Source organism: Endozoicomonas sp. ISHI1, assembly GCF_024606225.1.
Classification (GTDB): Bacteria; Pseudomonadota; Gammaproteobacteria; order Pseudomonadales; family Endozoicomonadaceae; genus Endozoicomonas_A.
Genome location: NZ_JAGRPU010000017.1, coordinates 101,754 through 123,550, shown reverse-complemented (window position 1 = coordinate 123,550; position 21,797 = coordinate 101,754). Strand labels below are relative to the sequence as shown.

Below are 21,797 nucleotides of genomic sequence, written 5' to 3'. Positions count from 1 at the left end.
CGGCCAGTTTCGATGGCAAGGCGAAAATCTATGGTCTGAAGAGTGACGGATCCTGGATCGAAGAGGCCATCATTTCCCACAAAGATTGGCTTAGATCAGCCACCTTTAGCACCGATGGCTGCCTTGTGGTGACCACCGGTACCGATGGAACGGCAAAAATTTATGGTCAGACGAAGAATGGATCATGGGTAGAAAAAGCCGTTGTTCCTCACGAAGGTGCGGCCGAATCAACCGCCCTCAGTGCCAACGGCCACCATTTGGTTTCGCCCTTTCACCATAACGAGTTGAGAATTTATAAGCTTTCGATGAATCATTGATGGTTTGTTGTGATCAATAAAAGGGACGCGATTGTGCAGACGCTGAAAGACAGAAACGTTATTAGTTGCACTTAAAACCATGTTTTGAACTTTTTTTGCAAAACCGATTCTAATTTATTTCATCGATTTTGAACGCCCTTGTTAATAAGGGGGTTGTTAACTTAGGAGAAACCAGGTTTGGATCCAGCGAATAATACATTCAGCATGGAGGGTTCACTCCCTCCTTCAATCAATCGCGCTCGATCAGGGGGAGAATCATCAGGTGTTAGTATGGGTAGATCCATCGCTATACCTGACAGGAAAGAAAAGAAAAAAATTTTGTTTTTCGATTTGCCCATCGAAACAACCCATAAAATTATTGGCTTGTTGGAAGTTAGAGATGTTGTTCGTTTACAGCAGGTTTGTACTCACCTTAACTGGGTTATTAAAAACGATCATGCATTGGAAAAGGCATGGTATAGCCGTTTTTCTTCACCACACCAATATCAATTAAAGACAATCCTTCCTGTGGAGGATAAAGAACAACTCCGTAACTGGCTGCGACCGTTTACGAAGGATGAAGCGTTAGTCGAGTCAGTCATAGCACGCCGGGACAGTGAATATTTTCCTGCTCTATTCTATTTCACCAAAGCTCGACTGATGGCTCAATGCGAAAAGTTCAACGTAGATACAGAGGCCGTGATTGCTCATGAGGACAGGGTGAACTCAGCCATCTTCAGTTCCGATGGCAGCCATCTGGTGACCGCCAGTGAAGATAAAACGGCGAAAATCTATGGCCAGAAGACCCATGGAAAATGGGTAGAAGAAACCATCATTTCCCATGAAGACGATGTCGGATCAGCTATCTTCAGCGCCGATGGCCGCTATCTGGTGACCACCAGTGAAGATGGAACGGCAAAAATCTATGGTCAAGCCGATGGGTCATGGGCAGAGAAACTCACTATTTTCCATGATGACGTTTTCAGATCAGTCACCTTTAGCAGCGATGGCCGTCATTTGGTGACCGCCAATAAGGATAATAAGGCGAAAATCTGTGCTGAGGGAGATGATGGATCATGGGAAGAAAAAGTCACCATTTCCCATAATGATTGGGTCAACTCAGCCACCTTCAGCCCCGACAGTAGTTATTTGGTGACCACCAGTTATGACAACACTGCAAGAATCTATGGTCGGGAAGTCGATGGATCATGGCTCAAGAAACTCACCATTGCCCATGACCGACTGATCAACTCAGTTATCTTCAGCGTCGATGGTCGCCGAGTAGTGACGGCCAGCACCGATGGCAGAGCGAAAATCTATGGCCAAAAGACCGATGGCTCATGGGAAGAAGAGACCATCATTTCACACGATGGGACTGTCAACTCAGCCACCTTCAGTGCCGATGGCTGCCATTTGGTAACGGCCAGTGACGATAACACGGCGAAAATCTGTGTTCAGAAGGATGATGGAACATGGGGAGTAGAAGTCGTCATTTACCATAATGGCTATGTCGACTCAGCCTCCTTCAGCCCCAATGGGTGCCATGTGGTGACGGCAAGTGTCGATAGCACGGCGAAAATCTATAGCAAGAAGGACGACGGATCATGGGAAGAAAAGTGCACTATTTTACATGATTACAGTGTCAGCTCAGCCACCTTCAGTCCCGATAGCCGTCATATGGTCAGTGTCGGTGGCAACGCGAAAATTTATGGTCTGAAGACTAACGGATCCTGGATCGAAAAGGTCAACACTTCCCATAAGGGTATTGTCAAGTCAGCCACCTTTAGCGTCGATGGCTGCCTTCTACTGACCACCAGTGCCGATGGAACGACAAAAATTTATGGTCAGGCGGCTAATGAATCATGGGTAGAAAAAGCCGCTGTTACTCACAGAGGTGCCGCCAAATCAACCGCTCTTAGCGCCAATGGCCACCATGTGGTTTCGCCCTTCCCCCATAACGAGTTGAGAATTTATAAGCTATCGATGAATCATTGATGGTTTGCTGTGATCAATAAAAGGGGCGCCATTCTACATGTGCTGAAAAGCAGGAATTTAGTTAGTGACACTTAATAACATATTATGAAACTTTTATTTCACAGCCGACTTTAATTAACTTCATCAATTTTGAAAGTCGCTAATAGAGGGAATACTCATTTAGGAGAAACAGAGATGTATTCTAAGGTTAATAATTCCGACACAGCCGGTTCACTTTCGCTACCATCTGTAAGCACTTCATTGGCGACAGAACCATTGGGTGCCAGTGCCGACAGGTCCATCACTTTACCTGATAAAGAAATAAAGAAAACAGCTTCATTGCACGATTTGCCCGAGGAAATAACCATCAAAATTGCTCGTTTGTTGGAGTTTCGGGATATCGTCAGTTTACAAAGGGTATCTGTTCACTTATACAATGCTATTAAAAACGATCCTGTACTGGAAAAGGCGTGGTATTGCCGGTTTTCTCCACTACACCAATATCAACTAAAGAAAATTCTTCCTTTAGAGAATAAGGAACAGCTCAGTCATTGGCTGCGACCGTTTACGAAGGATGAAGCGTTAGTCGAATCACTAATAGAACACCGAAGTTATGATTATTTCCCTGCTCTGTTTTACTTCACCAAAGCTCGACTGATGTCTCAATACAAAACATTTAATGTAGATACTGAAGTCATCATTAATCATGATTTTGATAGTATTGTCTACTCAGCCACCTTCAGCACTGATGGCAGCCACCTGATAACGGCCGGCAGCGACGGAAAGGCGAAAATTTATGGCTGTAACAATGGCTCATGGGAAAGAAAAGCCATTATTTCCCATAGACGCGAAGTCAGGTCAGGCATCTTCAGCGCCGATGGGCGCCTCGCGATGACCGCCAGTTTGGATCAAACAGCAAAAATTTATGGTCAAGTCGATGGGGCATGGGAAGAGAAATTCACTATTTTCCATGATGCTTTGCTCAACACAGCTACCTTCAGCGCAGATAGCAGCCATTTGGTCACCACCCATTACGATAACATGGCAAAAATCTACGGTCAGGAAGTCGATGGATCATGGGTAGAAAAAATCACCATTTCCCATGACCAATGGATCAACTCAATGACCTTCAGCGCCGATGGTCGCCGATTGGTAACGGCCTCTGATGATGGCACGGCGAAAATTTATGGTCAAAAGACTGATGGCTCATGGGAAAAGGAAATCATCATTTCCCATCGTAAACGTGTCAAGTCAGCCATCTTTAGTGCCGATAGCCGCCATGTGGTAACGGCCAGTCAGGATTACACGGCGAAAATCTGTGGTCAGAAGGACGATGGATCATGGGGAGAAGAAGGCGTCATTTTCCATAATGACTATGTCAACTCAGCTGTCTTCAGCCTCAATGGCCAGCATGTGGTGACGGCCGGTGAAGATAACACGGCGAAAATCTATAGCAAAAAGGACGACGGATCATGGGAAGAAAACTGCACTATTACCCATGGTAAAGGTGTCATCTCAGCTAGCTTCAGCCCCGATGACCGCCATCTGGTGACGGCCAGTAAAGATGGCACAGCGAAAATCTATGGTCTGAAGACTGATGGATCATCCTGGGTAGAAGAGGCCATCATTTCTCATCTGAGTGTTGTCAAATCATCCATCTTTAGTGCCGATGGCTGCCTTGTGGTGACCACCAGTATGGATGGAACGGCAAAGATTTACGGTCGGGGGGCTAATGGAGCATGGAGAGAAAAAACCGTTGTTACTCACAGAGGTGCCGCCAAATCAACCGCTCTCAGCGCCAATGGCCACTATTTGGTTTCGCCCTTTCACCATAACGAGTTGAGAATTTATAAGCTTTCGATGAATCATTGATGGTTTGCTGTGATCAATAAAAGGGAGGCCATTCTGTATGTGCTGAAAGACAGAAACTTCATTAATGGCACCCAAAAACAGGTTATGAACTTTCATGTCAGAACTGACTCCAACTTACCGCATCAATTTTGAACGTCCTTGTTAAATGGTGGCGATAGTCACTTAGGAAAAACCAGATATGTTTTCTAACGCTAATCACTCCGGCATAGTCGATTCACCCTTGCTACCACCGGTGAGCACTCCATTGGAGGGAGAGCCATCCTGTGTCAGTATGGGCAGGACCATTGTTGTACCTGATCAGGAAATAAAGAAAACCGCTTCATTGCTCGATTTGCCCGAAGAAGTAAAAATTAAAATTTTTCGTTGGTTGAAATTTCGGGATGTTGTCAATTTACAACAGGTGTCTACTCACTTAAACAGGGTTATTAAAAACGACCATGCTCTGGCAAGGGCTTGGTATCACCGGTTTTCTTTACCACACCAGGATCAATTAAAGAAAATCCTTCCTACAGAGGATAAAGAACAACTTCGTCATTGGCTGCGGCCCTTTACAAAGGATACAGCATTAGTCGAGTCACTGATAAAGCAACGAAAGGCTGCTTATTTTCCTGCTCTGTTCTATTTCACCAAAGCTCAACTGGTGTCTGAATGTGAAACCTTTGAAATCAATAAAAAAGTCACTATTGCCCATTATCTCTGGGTCAACTCAGCCACCTTCAGCGCCGATGGCCGACACCTGGTGACGGCCAGTCTTGATAACACCGCACAAATCTATAGTCAGAACGCCAAAGGATCATGGGTAGAAAACGTCATCATTGATCATGATCACTTTGTTGACTCAGCCACCTTCAGTGCAGATGGCAGCCATTTGGTGACCGTCAGCAGTTGGAGTAAGAAGGTGAAAATTCATGATCAGAAAGCGGATGGGGCATGGGAGGAAAAAAACACCATTTCCCACGGTAACCATGTCAACTCAGCTACCTTCAGCCCGGATGGCTGCTACGTGGTGACCGCCAGTAACGATAACACGGCAAAAATTTATGGTCAGAAGACCGATGGATCATGGCTGGAAGAAGCCACCATTTTACATGATCATTGTGTCGTCATAGCCTGTTTTAGCGACGACAGTCGTTTAGTTGTGACCGTCAGTAGAGACAAGATGGTAAAAATCCATAGCCATGAGGACGATGGATCATGGGAACATAAAGTCAATATTTTCCATGATGGTCAAGTCAACTCAGTCACCTTCAGCGCCGGTGGTTGCCGAGTGATATCTGCCAGTAAAGATCGCACGGCGAAAATCTGTGGTCAGAAAACAAATGGCCGATGGGAAAAAGAAGCCACCATTTTCCACGATCACTGGGTCACCTCAGCCACCTTCAGCCCTGATGGCCGTCATGTAGTGACCGCCAGTACAGATGGCACGGCGAAAATCTGTGGCCAGAGGGACGATGAATCATGGGAAAAAAAGCTCACGATTTCCCATCATAACGATGTCATATCAGCCATCTTCAGCCCCGATAGTCGGCATGTACTGACCGCCAGTAAAGATGGCACGGCAAAAATTTATGGTCACAAGACTGACGGGTCATGGGTCGAAAAAGCCATTATTTACCATAAAAGTTCGCTCAACTCTGCCAACTTCAGCGCCGATGGCTGCCTTGTGCTGACCACCAGTCGAGGTGGAACGGCAAAAATCTACGGTGTTAAGGGTGATGGATCATGGGTCAAAAAAGCCACCATTTCTCATAAAGGCTTGATCAAATCAGCCAGCTTTAGCAACGATGGACACCATGTAGTGACCATCTCTGACGATTACAAGGTGCGAATTATTAAATTACAGAAGAATAATTGATGGTTTGTTTGCTGTGACAAATAAAAGGGACGCTATTTTGCACGTGTTGCAAGACAGAAACTTCGTTAATGGCACCCAAAAGCAAGTGATGAACTTTCATTTCAAAATCGACTCTAATTTACCGCATCAATTTTGAACGTCCTTGTTAAAGGTAGGGATAGTCATTCAGGAAAAACCAGATATGTTTTCTAACGCTAATAATTCCGGCATAGTCGATTCACCCTCGCTATCAATAGTGAGCACTCCATTAGAGGAAGAACCATCGGTTGTCAGTGCGGGCAGGACCATCGTGGTGCCTGACCAGGAAATAAATAAAACAGCGTCATTGCACGATTTGCCCGAGGAAGTAAAAATCAAAATTTTTCGCTTGCTGGGGTTTCGGGATATTGCCCGTTTGCAACAGGTATCGACTCACTTTAACAGGGTTATTAAAGACGACCATGCTCTGGCAAGGGCGTGGCATCAGCGGTTTTCTTCACCACACCAAGATCAATTAAAGAAAATCCTTCCCATAGAGGATAAAGAACAACTCCGTAACTGGCTGCGACCGTTTACGAAGGATGAAGCGTTAGTCGAGTCAATCATAGAACACCGGGATAGTAATTATTTTCCTGCTCTGTTCTATTTCGAAAAAACTCTACTGATGTCTAAATGCAAAAAGTTTAATGTAGATACAGAAGTCATCATTGGTCATGATGGCCCTGTGAAATCAGCCAGCTTCAGCGCCGATAGCCGTCATGTGGTGACCGCCAGTTATGACAACACGGCAAAAATCTTTAGCCAGAAGGCCAACGGATCATGGGAAGAAAAAGCGACCATTACCCATAGTTATTCGGTTAAAACAGCCACTTTCAGCCCCGATGACCGCCATGTGGTGACCGTCAGTTGGGATAACACGTCAAAAATCTATGGTCAGCAAGCCGATGGATTATGGATACATAAACTTACTATTATCCATAATGGTTTGATCACATCAGCCACCTTCAGCCCTGATGGCCGCCATGTGGTCACCGCCAGTGACGACCACACGGCGAAAATCATTAGCCAGAAGGATGATGGAACATGGGAAGAAAAGCTCACTATTTTCCATGATGATTTTCTCAATTCTGCCACTTTTAGCGCCAATAGCCGTTGTGTGATGACCGCCAGTTTCGACAAGACGGCGAAAATTCTTGGTCAGGGGGACTGTGGCGCATGGAAAGAAAAAGTCACCATTTTCCACAATTATTGGGTCGATTTAGCCATCTTTAGCGCCGATGACAGCCGTGTGATGACCGTCAATAGCGCTAACAAGGTGAAAATCTTCGACCAGATGGCCGATGGATCATGGGAAGAAAAAGTCACTTTTTCCCATGATGACTATATGAACTCAGCTAGCTTCAGCGCCGATGGCGGTCATTTGCTGACGGCCAGTGGCGATAACACAGCGAAAATCATTACTGAGAAGGCCGATGGCTCATGGGAAGAAGCGATCATTTCCCATGAGGACGAAGTCAACTCAGCCTCCTTCAGCCCCGATGACGGCCATCTGGTAACGACCAGTAGAGGCACGGCAACAATCTATGGCCGGAAGACCGATGGATCATGGGAATATAAAGCCACCATTTCCCACGATGATGATGTCAGCTCAGCCATCTTCAGCCCCGATAGCCGCCATTTGGTGACCGCCGGTAAAGATGGCACGGCGAAAATCTCTGGCAAGAAGGCTGACGGATCTTGGGTCAAAAAAGCCATCATTTCCCATAAGGGTTCGGTCACTTCGGCCACCTTCAGCTCTGACGGTCGCCATGTGCTGACCAACAGTGAAGATAGAACGGCAAAAATCTACGGTCAGGAGTTGGATGGAAGTTGGGTCGAAAAAGTCACCATGTCTCATGATCGTTCGATCAGATCAGCCAGCTTTGGCACCGATGGCTACCACGTAGTGTTGATCTGTAGTGATGACAAAGTACGAATTAATAGACTATGGGGGAATGATTGATTGTTTGCTGTCACAAATAAAAGGGACGCCATTCTGCCTGTGCTGGAAGACAGAAGCTTGATTAACGGTACCTAAAAACAGGTTATGAACTTTTATTTCAAAACCGACTCTAATTGTCCACATCCATTTTGAAGCGCCTTGTTAACTGGGGGCGTAACTTAGGAAAAGTCAGACATGTTTTCTAACACTAATAACTCAGGCATAGTCGATCCACCCTCGCTACTACCAGTGAGCACTCCGCTGGAGGAAGAACCATTGGGTGTCAGTGCGGGCAGAACCATCGCGGTACCTGACCAGCAAATAAATAAAACGGCGTCATTGCACGATTTGCCTGAGGAAGTAAAAATCAAAATTTTTCGTTTCCTGAGGCTTCGGGATATCGCCTGTTTACAACGAGTCTCTACTCACTTTAACTGGGTTATTAAAAACGACCATGCTCTGGAAAAGGCATGGTTTCAACGGTTTTCTTTACCACACCAATACCAACTAAAGAAAATCCTTCCCATAGAGGATAAAGAACAACTCCGTAACTGGCTGCGACCGTTTACGAAGGATGAAGCGTTAGTCAAGTCAATCATAGAACAGCGGGATAGCGCTTATTTCCCGGCACTGTTCTATTTCGAAAAAGCTGTACTCATGTCTAAATGCAAAAAGTTTAATCTGGTTACAGAAGCCATCATTGGTCATGGTCGCCGTGTGAGATCAGCCAGCTTCAGCGCCGATAGCCGTCATGTGGTGACCGCCAGTAGTGATAAAACGGCAAAAATCTTTAGCCGGAAGGCCAATGGATCATGGGAAGAAAAAGTGACTATTACTCATAATGATGAGCTTATAAGAGCCACTTTCAGTCCTGATAGCCGCCATGTCGTGACCGTCGGTTGGGATAAGACTTCAAAAATATATGGTCAGGAAGCCGATGGGTTATGGATACATAAATTCACTATTACCCATCATGGTCACGTCAGCCCACCCACCTTCAGCTCTGATGGCCACCATATGGTAATCGCCAGTGATGACAACACGGCGAAAATCCTTAGCCAGAAGACTGATGGAACATGGGAGGAAAAACTCACTATTTCCTATGGCGCCTACGTCGATTCTGTCACATTCAGTGCAAGTAGCCGTTATGTAATAATCGCCAGTTTCGATAGGAAGGCGAAAATCATCGGTCAGGATGACAATGGATCATGGAAAGAAAAAGTCACTATTTTTCATGATGGTTGGATCGACTTAGCCAACTTTAGCACCAACGACAACTGTCTGGTGACCGTCTGTAAAGAAAACAAAGTGAAAATCCACGGCCAGATGGCCGATGAGGCATTTGAAGAAAAAGTCACTTTTTTCCATGATGACCGTGTCAACTCAGCGACCTTGAGCGCCGATGGCTCTCATTTGTTGACGGCCAGTAACGATAAAACAGCGAAAATCTGTAGTGAGAAGAGCGATGGCTTATGGGAAGAAACCATCATTTTCCATGATGACGTTGTCAATTCAGCCACCTTCAGCCCCGTTGGCCACAGTCTGGTGACGGCCAGTAAAGATGGCACGGCAACAATCTATGGCTTGGAGGCCGGATCATGGCAATATAAAGCCGCCATTTCCCATAATAACGATGTCATCTCGGCCATCTTCAGCCCGGATGGCCAACATGTTCTGACTGCCAGTAAAGATGGCAAGGCGAAAATCTATGGCAAGAAAGCTGACGGATCGTGGGTCAAAAAAGCCATCATTTCCCATAAAGATTGTGTTTCCTCGGCCACTTTCAACGCCGATGGCCGCCATGTGCTGACCACCAGTAGAGATGGAACAACAAAAATCTATGGTCAGGAGAGGGATGGATCCTGGAGCGAAAAAGTCACCATTCCCCCTGATAATTTGATCAGATCAGCCACCTTTAGCCCCAATGGCCACCACTTAGTATGCATCTATGAAGACGAAGTACGAATTATCAGACTATATAGCCCCCTATTTCATGATCAATGTCACCTCTTTTGATTCATCGCTCTCAATAACTGAGAGCATTCAGAAAGAGGCTGTTATAGTTACCGGTACTGGAAGACAGAAACTTCATTGGTAGCACCTAAAAACAGATATTGAACTTTTATTTCAAAACAGACTCCAATGTACCTCATCAACTTTGAAGGTCCCTGCTAATTGAGGGCGAGTAGTGCATTAGGAGAAACCAAATATGCTTCCTGAGGCTAATAGTTCCGGCATGGCTGCAGTCTCGCCGTCAACCCATCGTGCTCGATTGGAGGGTGAACCATCGGGTGCCAGTGCGGGTAGGTCCATCACTGTATCTGACAAGGGAAAAAAGAAAAAACTTTTATTTCTCCATCTACCTATTGAAATAACAAACAAAATTATTGGTTTGTTGAAGTTTCGAGATGTTGCCAGCTTACAGCAGGTTTGTACTCATTTTAACTGGGCTATTAAAAACGATCATGCTTTGGAAAAGGCATGGTATCAACGGTTTTCTTCACCACACCAATATCAATTAAAGAAAATCCTTCCTACAGGGGATAAAGAACAACTCCGTCATTGGCTGCGACCGTTTACGAAGGATGAAGCGTTAGTCGAGTCAATTATAGAACAACGAAATAGCGCTTGTTTTCCTGCTCTGTTCTATTTCACCAAAGCCCGACTGATGTCTCAGTACAAAACGTTCGCTGTAGATACAGAAGTGATTATTGTCCATCATGGCATTGTCAACTCAGCCACCTTTAGTGCTGATGGCCGCCATTTGGTGACGGCCAGTGAAGATAAAACGGCCAGAATCTACGGCCAGAAGGAGGATGGATCATGGGAACAAAAAGTCATCATTTCCCATAAAAATCGAGTGAGCTCAGCCAAATTTAGTCCCGATAGTTGCCATGTGGTGACCGCTGGTTATGACAACAAGGCGAAAATCTATGAACTGGAAGATGATGGATCATGGGAAGAAAAAGCCATCATTTCCCACGATAGTCAAGTCAACGCAGTCGCTTTCAGTCCTGATAGTCGCCATGTGCTCACCGTCTGTAACGATGATAACGAGGTAAAAATCTGCAGTCGGCCAGACGATGGATCATGGGAAGAAAAACTCATCATTTCCCATGAAGAGTGTATCAACTCCGTCAGATTCAGTGGCGATAGCCGTCATGTGATGACCGCCAGTGACGACCAAAATGTGCAAATCTATTATCAGAAGGATGATGAATCATGGGAAGTACAAACCGTCATTTCTCATGATGACGAGGTTAACCATGCCATCTTCAGTGCCGATGGCCGTCATGTGTTGACCGTCACTGAAGACGATGAGGCGAAGATTTATGGCCAGATGGACGATGGATTATGGGTAGAAAAAGTCACCATTCCTCATAGCAGTGAAATCAACTCAGCGGCCTTCAGCGGCGATGGCTGCCATTTGGTGACGGCCAGTAAAGATAATACGTCGAAAATCTATGGCCAGAAGACCGATGGATCATGGGAACAAAAAACCATCATTGCCCATAATTGTCAGGTCAGCTCAGCCGCTTTCAGTCCCGATTGTCGCCATGTGGTAACCGCCAGTTTTGACGACACTGCGAAAATTTATGGCCAGAAGGACAATGGATTGTGGGAAGAAAAAATGACCATTCCCCATGATGCTTGGGTTAAAAGAGCTACTTTCAGCTCCGATGGTCGTCATCTGGTCACGGTCAGTAATGATGGCACGACGAAACCCTTTGGCAAGAATAACGGCGGCACGGCAAAAATCTATGGCATGAAGAATGATGGATCATGGGTCAAAAAAGCTATTATTTGCCATAAATATTCAGTCAACTCAGCTGACTTCAGTGCCGATGGCCGCTATGTGGTGACCACCAGTGAAGATGGGACGGCAAAAATTTATGGTCAGCAGACTGACGAATTATGGGTCGAAAAAACCATCATTTCCCATGAAGGTTCGATCGAATCAGCCACCTTCAGCATCGATGGACACCATATATTGACTATCAGTAGCGATAGGAAAGTGCGAATTAATAAACTACGGATGGAATAATGATTGTTTGCCGTGACAAATAAAAGGGACGCCATTGTGCATGAGCTGAAAGACAGATCTTGGTTAATGGCACCTGATCACAGGTTATGAACTTTTATTTCAAAAAAGAGTCCAATTTACCTCATCAATTTTGAATGTTCTTGCTCATTGAGGGCGACTAGAAAATTAGGAGAAACCAATTATGTTTTCTGAGGCTGGTAGTTCCAGCAGGATGGGTTCAGCCTCGCCGTTAACCCATCGCGCTCAATTGGAGGGTGAATTATCTGGTGCTAGTGCGGGTAGATCCATCACCGTACCTGACAAGGAAAAAAAACTTTTATTTCTCGATTTACCCATCGAAATAACAAACAAAATTATTGGCTTGTTGGAGTTTCGAGATGTTACTTGCTTAAAGCAGGTTTGTACTCATTTTAACTGGGCTATTAAAAACGATCATGCTCTGGAAAAGGCGTGGTATCAACGGTTTTCTTTACCACATCAATATCAACTAATGAAAATCCTTCCTATAGAAGACAAAGAACAACTCCGTCATTGGCTGCGACCGTTTACGAAGGATGAAGCGTTACTCAAATCAATCATAAAAAACCAAAATAGCAATTATTTTCCCGCTCTATTCTATTTCACCAAAGCTCAACTGATGTCTCAATGTGAAACCTTTAAATCCGTTACAGAAACCACCATTAGCCATCATGACTGTGTCAAAACAGCCACCTTCAGCGCAACTGGCCGCCACGTGGTGACGGCCAGTGAAGATGAGACGGCTAAAATCTACGGTCAGGAGATCAATGGATCATGGGTAAATAAAGCCATCATTTCCCACGATGACAAGGTCACCTCAGGCACCTTCAGCCCTGATGACCGCCATATGGTGACGACCAGCTGTGATAACTCAGCGAAACTCTATAGCCAGACGGCCAATGGATCATGGGAAGAAAATGTCATCATTTCCCATGATGAAGAGGTCAGATCAGCTATCTTCAGCGCTGATAGTCGCTATTTGGTGACCGCCAGTCATGATTGCACGGCGAAAATCTTTAGTCAGGGAGACGATGGGTCATGGGAAGAAAAGCTCACCATTCGTCACGACGATTGGGTCGACTCAGCCAGCTTCAGCAGCGATAGTCGTCATTTGGTGACCGTCAGTTTTGATGAGACTGCGAAAATCTATGGTCTGGAGGATGAGTCATGGGAAGAACAAACCATTATTACCCATGACGATTGGGTCTACTCAGCCACCTTCAGCAATGATGGTCGCCATGTGCTGACCGTCAGTAATGATTATGAGGTGCAAATCCATGGTCAGGTAGCCGATGGATTATGGGTAGGAAAAGCCTGCATTATCCATGAAGGTAAAGTCAACTCAGCTAACTTTAGTGCAGATGGCAGCCATTTAGTGACGGCCAGTAACGATGAAACGGCGGAAATCTACGGTCAGAAGACCGAAGCATCATGGGCACATGAAGCCACCATTATCCATGAGGGGCGAGTCAAATCAGCCAATTTCAGCCCCGATGGCAATTATGTGGTGACCGCCAGCAAAGATGGTACGGCAAAAATCTATGGTCAGAAGGACAATGGATCATGGGAAGAAAAAGCAACCATTCTCCATAAAGGTCCAGTCAAATCAGCCACCTTCAGTCCCGATGGTCGCCATGTGGTGACCGCCAGCAAGGATGGCACGGCGAAAATCTATGGTCTTAAGACTGGAGGATCATGGGTAGAGAGAGCCACTATTTCCCATAATCGTCGCGTCAAATCAGCCACGTTCAGCAACGACGGCTGCCTTGTGTTGACCGTCAGTAAGGATGGTAATGCGAGAATCATTGGTCAGGAGAGTCATGGGGCATGGGTCGAAAAAGCCATCATTGTCCATAAACGTAAGATCAAATCAGCCATCTTCAGCGCCGATGGACACCATATATTGACCATCAGTAGCAATGATAAAGTGCGAGTTAATAAACTACGGATGAAATAATGATTGTTTGCCGTGGCAAATAAAAGGGGCGCCATTATAACGCATTAATTTTGAACATCCTTGCTAATCGAAGGGGAGCACAGTCTTATTTTTAGTCCAGGTGCTCAAGCTGACCAGAATATGCAGGAAGAGCTTTTTTAGCATGGCAGTCAGTGAGAGGTGTAGAAAGTTAAATAGTGAGGCTCCTGAGAGCCTCCGATGAGTTTTAATCCGGATAGAGGCTGTTAAGACCGTTTTGATGGCTTGATTCACCGTTCTTTTGCTCTTTGCGCAGTTGTTTACACAGTGATATCAGTGCCTTTGTATCGAGCTTTTGTTCATGGCCGGAATAGAGGTTGGCTTCAAGCCGATTGAATGAAGTCACCAATGGATCACTGTTGAGTTTTTTCAAACACCTATCCATAGTCGTCAATCTTGAATTGCCAGACAGAGTTTGCACCCATTTAACAAAGCATCCGCGGATCTGATTGAGGTCTTCGGTATTGCAGGCGCTTTCAAACTCTTGCCAGGCTTCTTTCTCACTGAATCCCTGGGATTTAGGAATGTCAGAAGACTCAACCGCTGGCTTTTGAGAAGACCTGCATCGCCACAAAACCAATAAAGTGATCAGCCAGAGTAATCCAAACAGGGCAGATAATGAAGGCCATAGCCAGAAGGGCCTCTGGGTAGTGATATTAGCAATAGCAGGTGGACAGACTGTTTCTTCAGTCTTTTCGGTGGTTTGGACTGGAATCTCAGGGGTTGTTGTCAGTACTTCAGGGTTTTCTGAAGGATGCACGGTAATGGTTTTGGCAGGAATCGTAGCGACTTTCTCGGTCTGGGCATCGGTATCAAACCATTGATACTGCACCGGAGGGAGTTCAATTTTTCCGGGACGGGTTGGAATCAGAGCGATGGCTTCTATTCGGCTGCCAATAACACCCGAGTCAGTCGCTTTATCGTCGGACGTGGACTTGTCCGTGTAGGCACTGACGCCATCGAGTTTAGGCATAGTCACAGCAGGCAGCTGGACCCCCGTGAGTCCTTCAGCTTCTACGACGATGGTTCGAGTAATGGCGTCGCCTACCTTGATCTTGTCCAATGGTGCACTCCAGCCATCGGTCAGGGTCAGTTTTCGTGCAGGCAGCCAGACCGAACCTTTAAAGCTCTCTGGTTGTGGCCGGACGTTGAGGGTGATTTCGGCAGATCGAGCCGCAACGGGTTTGCCACTCATTGAAAAAATACTGCCAAAACTGTCCCGGCGGTCGTCAGGCATGGTGGCTGAAAAGGTAAGGCCCGGAATGTCCACCGAACCTGGTTTTTGAGGATGAATCGAGAAATTCAGCTCAAAGACACCGTACCGGGTTCCGTCCAGAACTGTCTCATAATTTCGGGTTTCACCCAGTTGCTGCACAATAGCACCATCAATATTCAGAGGTGAAAGTCGACGGTCGTCGTAAAGCTGGACCCGGTAGTAAATCTTCAGGGTCAGGATCACCTCTTGCTGAACATATGGTTTTTCGTCACTGACCTCGGTGCGAATGAAAACCGGGTCAATACCCCCCGGTCCGGCTTTCTGTTCAGTGGGCGTGTCAGATACTTCCAATCGGATAGCTTTAGAAGTCATGCCATCCAGCTGCAGGCTGGGTATCAGCAAACGGCCGGATTTTTTAGGGGAAAGGGTGACGACCCAGTCTCGCCAGGATTCGTTTCTGCCATTAATGATGCGAATCTGGCGACTTTGTCGAGTCCCCAGTATGTCAAAGTCATTTTCCAGAGGTGACAAATCAGGGGCAGCACTGGTGTCACTATCGGTTCTGAGTGTGAGTTCCAGAGTTTCGTATTCTGCCAGATGAGTCCGGTCAACAGAGGCGGTCAGGGCAGCCATCGCCTGGACAGAAAGAATTAATCCTGTCATCAGGACCAGTATTTTACTGAGTTTGGAAAAGATCGAGTTCACCATGACTGCTCCTGTTGTCTTTTTTGCTCTCTCTGTTGTTGCTGAAGGAATTTTCGCCTAAGTAGACCACCGGGGTCGTCTGGTATGGTTTTTAACCAGTTTTCAATGGCCTGCTGATCCGGGCTGGTGGTTTGCTGTTGTTCAAGAGAACCCAGTGCCTGTTGCTTCTGATCGCCCTGTTTTTCAGGTTCTCCAGTCTGGGCCTTTTGCAGCTCTTGGTTCTCTGCTGGCTTCCGTTGTTCAGACTTTTGATCCTGTTCACCAGAGAGAGAATGCTCTTTCTGATCTTCCTGTTGCTGTTCGCCAGACCGGGATTCAGAAGAGGATGCTTGCTCCTGGTTTTGTTGACCAGCGTTTTGCGGGTTCTGCTGTTGCTCATTTTCAGAGTTTTGTTGCTGGTTCTGTTTATCCTGACCCTGCTGGCTCTGATCTTTTTGTTGATTCTGCTGTGGGTTGTTGTTCTGATCCTGCTGCTGATTCTGCTGTGGGTTGCTGTTCTGATCCTGTTGTTGCTGATTCTGCTCCTGTTGTTGCTGATTCTGCTGTGGGTTGTTGTTCTGATCCTGTTGCTGCTGATTCTGCTGTTGGTTGTTATTCTGATCCTGCTGCTGTTGCTGTTGCTGCTGCTGTTGCTGTTGCTGTTGTTGCTGTTGCTGCTGCTTTTTCAGGTCTTCAATCAGCTTTTTATTGGCGATAGCATCTTCCATGCCGGGGTTTAGCTCAAGGGCTTTGTCGTAGGCGGCTTCTGCTTCATCCAGCTTGCCGGCTCTGGCGAGGGCATTACCTTGGTTGTAAAAGCCTTTTGCGGTATTGGAACGGGCAAATTCACTGGCTGCTTCTTCGTACTTACCCGCCTGATAGAGGGCCTCACCTTTCCAGTCCAGTCGGGTGAACTTTTCAGCGGCCTGTTCAGGCTTTTGGTTATTGAGTGCTTCCATAGCCTGTTGGTTATCGTTATGCCAGAGGCTGTTCCATTCTACCGCCTGTGCTGGAGGGGAAGGGATTATTGTTGCCAGCAGGAAGACGGTTAACCAGCCTTTTCTGAAGCCGGACAGTGCCAGAGGCAAAAGCAGCAATACCAACCAGAAGCCAGCATCCTGCCATTGGTCAAACTGCGTCTCAACCTTGACTGAGTTATCATTGAGTCCGGCTTTTGGCAGAACGGCTTTCAAATCACTGTCATCCAGAGTCATGTCTGCATACGTGCCACCTGTCGATTGTGCGAGGTGGCGGAGCTGCTGGCGATCCTTCTTGGGGACAATAATGGTGCCTTGTTTGTCTTTGAGGAAGCCTCCTCCGGGCAGGCTGATGGGAGCACCTTTCTCGCTGCCAATGCCCAGAATTGAAAGAGTACTGCCGCTCTTTTGCAGCAGTGAACGTATTTTGCTGACCTGTGTATCTGGAATATGGTCAGTAATCAGGAGGATATCGCCCGCTTCCCCAGCTCCCTGTGCCAGTAATTCAAGGGCCTGTTCAATGCCATCGATGGGGTTGTCTCCCTGTTCCGGCATAATCTTGGGGGATAGTGCCGGAACCAGGTTGGCTAAAGTACGATTGTCGTCTGTTAAGGGGGCAACAGTATGTGCTGAGCCTGCGAAGGCAACCAGGGCTGAAAGCCCGTCCTTGCGCATATTAAACAGATCCAGCAGTTTGTAACGAGTCCTGGAAAGTCGATCGGGTTTATCGTCTTCAGCATACATTTTGTAAGACATATCTACGACGACTACCAGGGGCTGAAGACTTTTGTTAACAGGGGTGGGGATTTTTTGCCAGGTAGGGCCAGCCAGTGCCAGAACGGCCAGTGTCCAGACAGCCAAAAGCAGGTAGAAGGGGAGTCGGCTCTGTTTCTCACTGTGACCCTGTGTAAGGTGTTGCAATAATTCAGGGGCGATAACCCGCTTCCAGTCTCCGGTTTGCTGCTGTTGTCGCCAAAAAGCGGTCAGCAGAATCAGACATGGGATGAAGGCCAGCAACCACAGAGGGCGCAGAAAATGGAATTGACTGATAAGCTCACTCATTAATGATTCCTCCCTGGCTGGCTAATTGATGCTTCAGGGAAGGCTCTCAGCGTCGCCATGAGCAGGCTGAGAATCAGGGCCAGTGCCAGAGGCCAGAAAAACAGGGCTATGCCAGGCCTGAAGCGTTCTTTGTTCTGCCTGACAGGCTCCAGTTTGTCGAGTTCGTCGTATATCTTTTCAAGCCCTTCGGTATTTTTTGCCCGGAAATATTGCCCACCCGTGAGCTCTGCAATTTCTTTCAGGGTTTTTTCGTCCAGATCTTCAGAGGGGTTGATCCGCCGTGCACCAATGGATGAACCAAAGAGGCCTGGCTGGATCATTTCATCCGCTCCCAGGCCAATGGTATAAATGCGAATGTTTTCCGAAGCGGCCAGTTTTGCAGCCTGAACAGGTGTAATTTCTCCGGCGGTGTTGGCACCGTCGGTCATTAATATCAGTATCCGACTGTCCTGGGGGCGTTTACGAAGGTGCTTTACTGCCAGACCCAGAGCATCACCGATGGCGGTTTTATTGCCTGCCATGCCAATCGCTGATTCGTCCATCAGGGTGCCAATGGTTTTCAGGTCAAAGGTGAGAGGTGCCTGTAGGTAGGCCTGGGTTCCAAACAAAATCAGTCCAAGCCGGTCGCCCTTGCGTTTTTCAATAAAGTCGTTCAATACATGCTTGGTCACCACCAGACGATTCACCGGTTTGCCCTTCAGTTCCATGTCGGCGATTTCCATACTGCCGGACAGGTCGACTGCGATCATCAAATCTCTTCCTGATCTCTCTATTTGAACCGGTTCTCCCAGCCAGACCGGTTTTGACGCAGCGACGACCAGCAGCATCCAGATCAGCCAGGGCAGCAGTGTTTGCCAGCGCTTAAGTGTTTCCTGGTGTGCAGGATGCTCACCGGCAATATCAGCCAGCCCCCGATAAAACGGGACTCGCAAAGCAGCACCTGAGGCACGGGTGGCGGGGCTGGCAAAACGATAAACCAGCAAGGGCAAGGGGGCGGCCAGTAACATCCAGGGCCATTGCAACTCAAGCATGGTGTTTCCTGATCCAGCGGACAGTCAGTTTATGGAGCTGATTCACATCAACCTCTGGTTTGTCTTTCGCTACGGACGCTTCTTTCACTGTGGGCATCTCTTTCGATACAGACATTTTCTGAAAACGTGCGTCACCCAGAGCTTGTCCGGGGTTCCCGTTGAATGCGGGGATGCCACTCTTTTGGGAGAGGAACTCCAGCCACGGGTCGCCATGAAGACGAGCGACCTGTTCGGCCGGGTAGGCATGCAATGCTGTCTGTTTGAGTAAACGGTTGCAGTCATTGGCAAACTGGAATGCATTATTGTGTTTCTGATAAGCGCTGAAAATAAAATGAGCCTGTTTACATGCCAGCCTGCGATAGCGATTTCGACGAATGTAGCGAACCACAAACAGCGTCATCAGGGTGACAATCACTATGATTAGAAAGGCGGACAGCCACCAGCCGGGAGCCAGCGGCCAGAAGCTGACGGGATCGGGTAGATGATTGGGCCGGAGTTGATCCAGAGGATTTGGTGTCATACCGACCTCCGGGGATTCATTCGGGAGCCAAACCAGGCTTGAAGCTGACTGCCTGTGTCCTGATCAGTCCCTAGCTCCAGAAGAGGCACCTTTAGGCTGGCCAGCTGGTCTTTTAGTAAGGTCTGGAAACGATGATGCCGGGATCGGTATTTCTGGCGAAGGTCTCTGGAGCGTGTATTGATAGTTTGCCGGTGAATGCCATTGGTAATGTCATAGCGCCCCGGTCTGGGTAGCTCAGATTCCAGTGGATCTGTCACTTGTACGGCGATTAATTCACAATGTCCTGAAAGCCGGGACAGGTGACGAAAGCTCTCTTCGTCAAGTCGCTGAAAATCACTGATAACGAAAACATGAGTGCCCGGGTGGGCGACCCTGCGAGCGTGTCGCAATGCTTTGCTCAGATAGTTGTCCTGTTGGTGGTGAGGAATGGTTTCAGCCTTAAGGCTTCTATTATGGTGTTCAAGCTTGTTGAGCAGGTGCATCAAGGTTTTTTTAGAACGCTTGGGACGAATCTCACTGAGTCCCTGTTCATCAAAAATCAGACCTCCAATACGGTCACTGTGCAGGAGCGTGGCCCAGGCCAGTAGGGCACCAGCCTCGACAGCAGTGACAGACTTGAAGTTTAACTGACTGCCAAAAAACATCGAATGGCTCTGGTCAACCATAACCAGTACCGGGCGCTCGCGCTCTTCCCTGAAAAGTTTTGTGTGAGGTTTCATCCTGCGTGCAGTGACACGCCAGTCAATGGACCGGATGTCGTCACCCGGTTGATAAGCACGCACCTCCTCAAAGTCAATCCCTCTGCCCTTGAAAGGGGAATAGCCGGTACCTGCCAGCAGACTGTGGGAATGATTTTGACGGAAAATGGCCAGTTCTCTGGCCTGAAAACGCAGGCTGACCAGCTCATTCAGTTGTGAGTATGCTCCACTCATGCTTTGCTCCTGGCTCAGGCAACGGGAACCAGGTTCAGTAACTGATCAATGATGTGATCAGCATCTTTTCCTTCGGCCTCGGCTTCGAAAGTCAGCAACAGTCGGTGCCGAAGGACATCGTGGGCAACTGCCTGAACGTCATCCGGGCTGACATAGTCCCTGTCGTTCAGCCAGGCTCTGGCGCGGGCGCATCGATCCAGGGCAATCGTACCCCGGGGGCTGGCACCGTAATCCAGGTATTCACCCAGACGTTCATTGTAAAGGGCCGGGTGACGGGTGGCATTGATCAGCTGAACAATGTATTCCTCAACCACGGGTTCCATATGAACGGCCAGAGCTTTCTGTCTTGCGGCAAGAACGTTGGCCTGAGTCAGGGGCGTGACCGGTTTTACCGGAGACTGTTTCATGGCTTCACCACGAGCGAGTCTGAGAATTTGTCGCTCGGCTTCGACATCGGGGTAACTGACCCGAACGTGCATCAGAAAGCGGTCCAGCTGAGCTTCCGGAAGAGGGTATGTGCCTTCCTGTTCAATCGGGTTCTGGGTGGCCATGACCATGAACACTTTGGGGAGTGGGTAGGTTTTCCGGCCCATGCTGACCTGACGCTCAGCCATGGCTTCCAGCAAAGCGGACTGAACTTTGGCAGGCGAGCGGTTGATCTCATCGGCCAACACCAGATTTTGAAAGATAGGGCCCGGCTGGAAACGGAAGCTGCCGTCTTCAGGGATATAAATATCGGTACCCGTTACATCTGCTGGCAGCAGGTCGGGTGTGAACTGAATACGGTGGAATCCAGCCTCCAGACCGTCGGCCAACGCTTTAACGGCCCGGGTTTTTGCCAGACCGGGGGCGCCTTCGACCAGCAGGTGGCCATCGGCCAGCAGGGTAATTAATAAACGGTCAACCAGATGCTCCTGTCCGACAATACAGCTACAGAGGTATTGTCTGAGTTCATTCAATTCTGAATTGTTAGACATAGAATCCTGAATCCCTGATAGCTCCCGGCAGCTGAACAGCGGATATACCTGACAGCTGCCTGTGGTTATGTAAGTTCGTTATCGTATCCGGACAGCGACAATGGGGCGCCTTTAGATATTGCTTCTATAAGGCTCCGATATTGTCAGCCGACGGTTCATCCTGTTCTACCTGTTGCCTTCAGTCTTATCGATGGATCAACGGTATTTATCCATGCTGAAAGTCCTGATGGGCAAAGCGCAACGCCTTTACCTATAGTTCAAGTAGAGACATTGTAATATAGGTTCAGTGTCTGCTCAGGTCTAGTTGTTCATGGGAAGCTGTCTGAAAACTGACAGCCTCTTTTCGAATTCTGGACAGAGATATTCCAGACTCTTTAATTAGGGTGCAAAGGTCGATAAGTTG

14 protein-coding genes are annotated in these 21,797 nt (G+C 47.5%); 8 read left to right on the top strand and 6 right to left on the bottom strand.

Annotated features, from left to right (window positions below; translation table 11 throughout):
- The 8 genes from KBW69_RS12660 to KBW69_RS12625 form a co-directional block, all read left to right on the top strand.
- The coding region (locus KBW69_RS12660; RefSeq protein WP_257281101.1) for a WD40 repeat domain-containing protein at window positions 1-317 on the top strand (317 nt) is incomplete at its 5' end.
- Window positions 318-587: 270 nt separating this feature from the next.
- Window positions 588-2,291 (top strand): hypothetical protein, encoded by a 1,704-nt coding sequence (locus KBW69_RS12655; RefSeq protein WP_257281100.1) that lies wholly within the window; start codon window positions 588-590, stop codon window positions 2,289-2,291.
- A 174-nt stretch (window positions 2,292-2,465) separates the two neighbouring features.
- Window positions 2,466-4,142, top strand: coding sequence for an F-box protein (locus tag KBW69_RS12650; RefSeq protein WP_257281099.1), 1,677 nt, complete (start codon window positions 2,466-2,468; stop codon window positions 4,140-4,142).
- Window positions 4,143-4,320: 178 nt separating this feature from the next.
- Complete coding sequence (locus tag KBW69_RS12645; RefSeq protein ID WP_257281098.1) at window positions 4,321-5,997, top strand: F-box/WD40 repeat-containing protein; 1,677 nt, start codon at window positions 4,321-4,323, stop codon at window positions 5,995-5,997.
- A gap of 181 nt (window positions 5,998-6,178) precedes the next feature.
- Window positions 6,179-7,978, top strand: a complete 1,800-nt coding sequence (locus KBW69_RS12640; protein WP_257281097.1) for an F-box/WD40 repeat-containing protein — start codon at window positions 6,179-6,181, stop codon at window positions 7,976-7,978.
- A gap of 174 nt (window positions 7,979-8,152) precedes the next feature.
- The gene (locus KBW69_RS12635) at window positions 8,153-9,973 is read left to right on the top strand and encodes an F-box-like domain-containing protein (RefSeq protein WP_257281096.1); all 1,821 of its coding nucleotides are present in this window, start codon (window positions 8,153-8,155) and stop codon (window positions 9,971-9,973) included.
- A 193-nt stretch (window positions 9,974-10,166) separates the two neighbouring features.
- Window positions 10,167-12,002: a WD40 repeat domain-containing protein gene (locus tag KBW69_RS12630; protein ID WP_257281095.1), complete on the top strand. Its 1,836-nt coding sequence runs from the start codon at window positions 10,167-10,169 to the stop codon at window positions 12,000-12,002.
- 181 nt (window positions 12,003-12,183) lie between these two features.
- Window positions 12,184-13,977, top strand: a complete 1,794-nt coding sequence (locus KBW69_RS12625) for an F-box/WD repeat-containing protein (protein ID WP_257281094.1) — start codon at window positions 12,184-12,186, stop codon at window positions 13,975-13,977.
- Window positions 13,978-14,182: 205 nt separating this feature from the next.
- Here the strand turns inward: KBW69_RS12625 and KBW69_RS12620 are convergent, their stop codons facing one another.
- From KBW69_RS12620 to KBW69_RS12595, 6 genes are read right to left on the bottom strand one after another with little or no spacing between them, the layout of a single operon-like run.
- Window positions 14,183-15,919 (bottom strand): BatD family protein, encoded by a 1,737-nt coding sequence (locus tag KBW69_RS12620; protein ID WP_257281093.1) that lies wholly within the window; start codon window positions 15,917-15,919, stop codon window positions 14,183-14,185.
- A complete protein-coding gene (locus KBW69_RS12615) occupies window positions 15,913-17,934 on the bottom strand; it encodes a VWA domain-containing protein (RefSeq protein ID WP_257281092.1) in 2,022 nt (673 codons plus the stop codon). Before KBW69_RS12615 ends, KBW69_RS12620 begins: the two co-directional genes overlap by 7 nt.
- Window positions 17,934-18,965 carry a VWA domain-containing protein gene (locus tag KBW69_RS12610; protein WP_257252376.1) on the bottom strand — a complete coding sequence of 344 codons (1,032 nt, stop codon included), beginning with the start codon at window positions 18,963-18,965 and terminating at the stop codon, window positions 17,934-17,936. The genes KBW69_RS12615 and KBW69_RS12610 overlap by 1 nt, the downstream gene beginning before the upstream one ends.
- Window positions 18,958-19,485 (bottom strand): DUF4381 domain-containing protein, encoded by a 528-nt coding sequence (locus tag KBW69_RS12605; RefSeq protein ID WP_257281091.1) that lies wholly within the window; start codon window positions 19,483-19,485, stop codon window positions 18,958-18,960. Before KBW69_RS12605 ends, KBW69_RS12610 begins: the two co-directional genes overlap by 8 nt.
- Complete coding sequence (locus KBW69_RS12600; protein ID WP_257254798.1) at window positions 19,482-20,417, bottom strand: DUF58 domain-containing protein; 936 nt, start codon at window positions 20,415-20,417, stop codon at window positions 19,482-19,484. Before KBW69_RS12600 ends, KBW69_RS12605 begins: the two co-directional genes overlap by 4 nt.
- Before the next feature lie 14 nt (window positions 20,418-20,431).
- Window positions 20,432-21,394, bottom strand: a complete 963-nt coding sequence (locus KBW69_RS12595) for a MoxR family ATPase (protein ID WP_257281090.1) — start codon at window positions 21,392-21,394, stop codon at window positions 20,432-20,434.
- Window positions 21,395-21,797: the final 403 nt, after the last annotated feature.

Bases quoted from the DNA above. Each gene is read 5' to 3' on its own strand.
- KBW69_RS12615 (WP_257281092.1), bottom strand. From the start codon at position 17,934: ATGAGTGAGCTTATCAGTCAATTCCATTTTCTGCGCCCTCTGTGGTTG.
- KBW69_RS12600 (WP_257254798.1), bottom strand. From the start codon at position 20,417: ATGAGTGGAGCATACTCACAACTGAATGAGCTGGTCAGCCTGCGTTTT.
- KBW69_RS12645 (WP_257281098.1), top strand. From the start codon at position 4,321: ATGTTTTCTAACGCTAATCACTCCGGCATAGTCGATTCACCCTTGCTA.
- KBW69_RS12610 (WP_257252376.1), bottom strand. From the start codon at position 18,965: ATGCTTGAGTTGCAATGGCCCTGGATGTTACTGGCCGCCCCCTTGCCC.
- KBW69_RS12620 (WP_257281093.1), bottom strand. From the start codon at position 15,919: ATGGTGAACTCGATCTTTTCCAAACTCAGTAAAATACTGGTCCTGATG.
- KBW69_RS12630 (WP_257281095.1), top strand. From the start codon at position 10,167: ATGCTTCCTGAGGCTAATAGTTCCGGCATGGCTGCAGTCTCGCCGTCA.
- KBW69_RS12595 (WP_257281090.1), bottom strand. From the start codon at position 21,394: ATGTCTAACAATTCAGAATTGAATGAACTCAGACAATACCTCTGTAGC.
- KBW69_RS12640 (WP_257281097.1), top strand. From the start codon at position 6,179: ATGTTTTCTAACGCTAATAATTCCGGCATAGTCGATTCACCCTCGCTA.
- KBW69_RS12625 (WP_257281094.1), top strand. From the start codon at position 12,184: ATGTTTTCTGAGGCTGGTAGTTCCAGCAGGATGGGTTCAGCCTCGCCG.
- KBW69_RS12650 (WP_257281099.1), top strand. From the start codon at position 2,466: ATGTATTCTAAGGTTAATAATTCCGACACAGCCGGTTCACTTTCGCTA.
- KBW69_RS12655 (WP_257281100.1), top strand. From the start codon at position 588: ATGGGTAGATCCATCGCTATACCTGACAGGAAAGAAAAGAAAAAAATT.
- KBW69_RS12635 (WP_257281096.1), top strand. From the start codon at position 8,153: ATGTTTTCTAACACTAATAACTCAGGCATAGTCGATCCACCCTCGCTA.
- KBW69_RS12605 (WP_257281091.1), bottom strand. From the start codon at position 19,485: ATGACACCAAATCCTCTGGATCAACTCCGGCCCAATCATCTACCCGAT.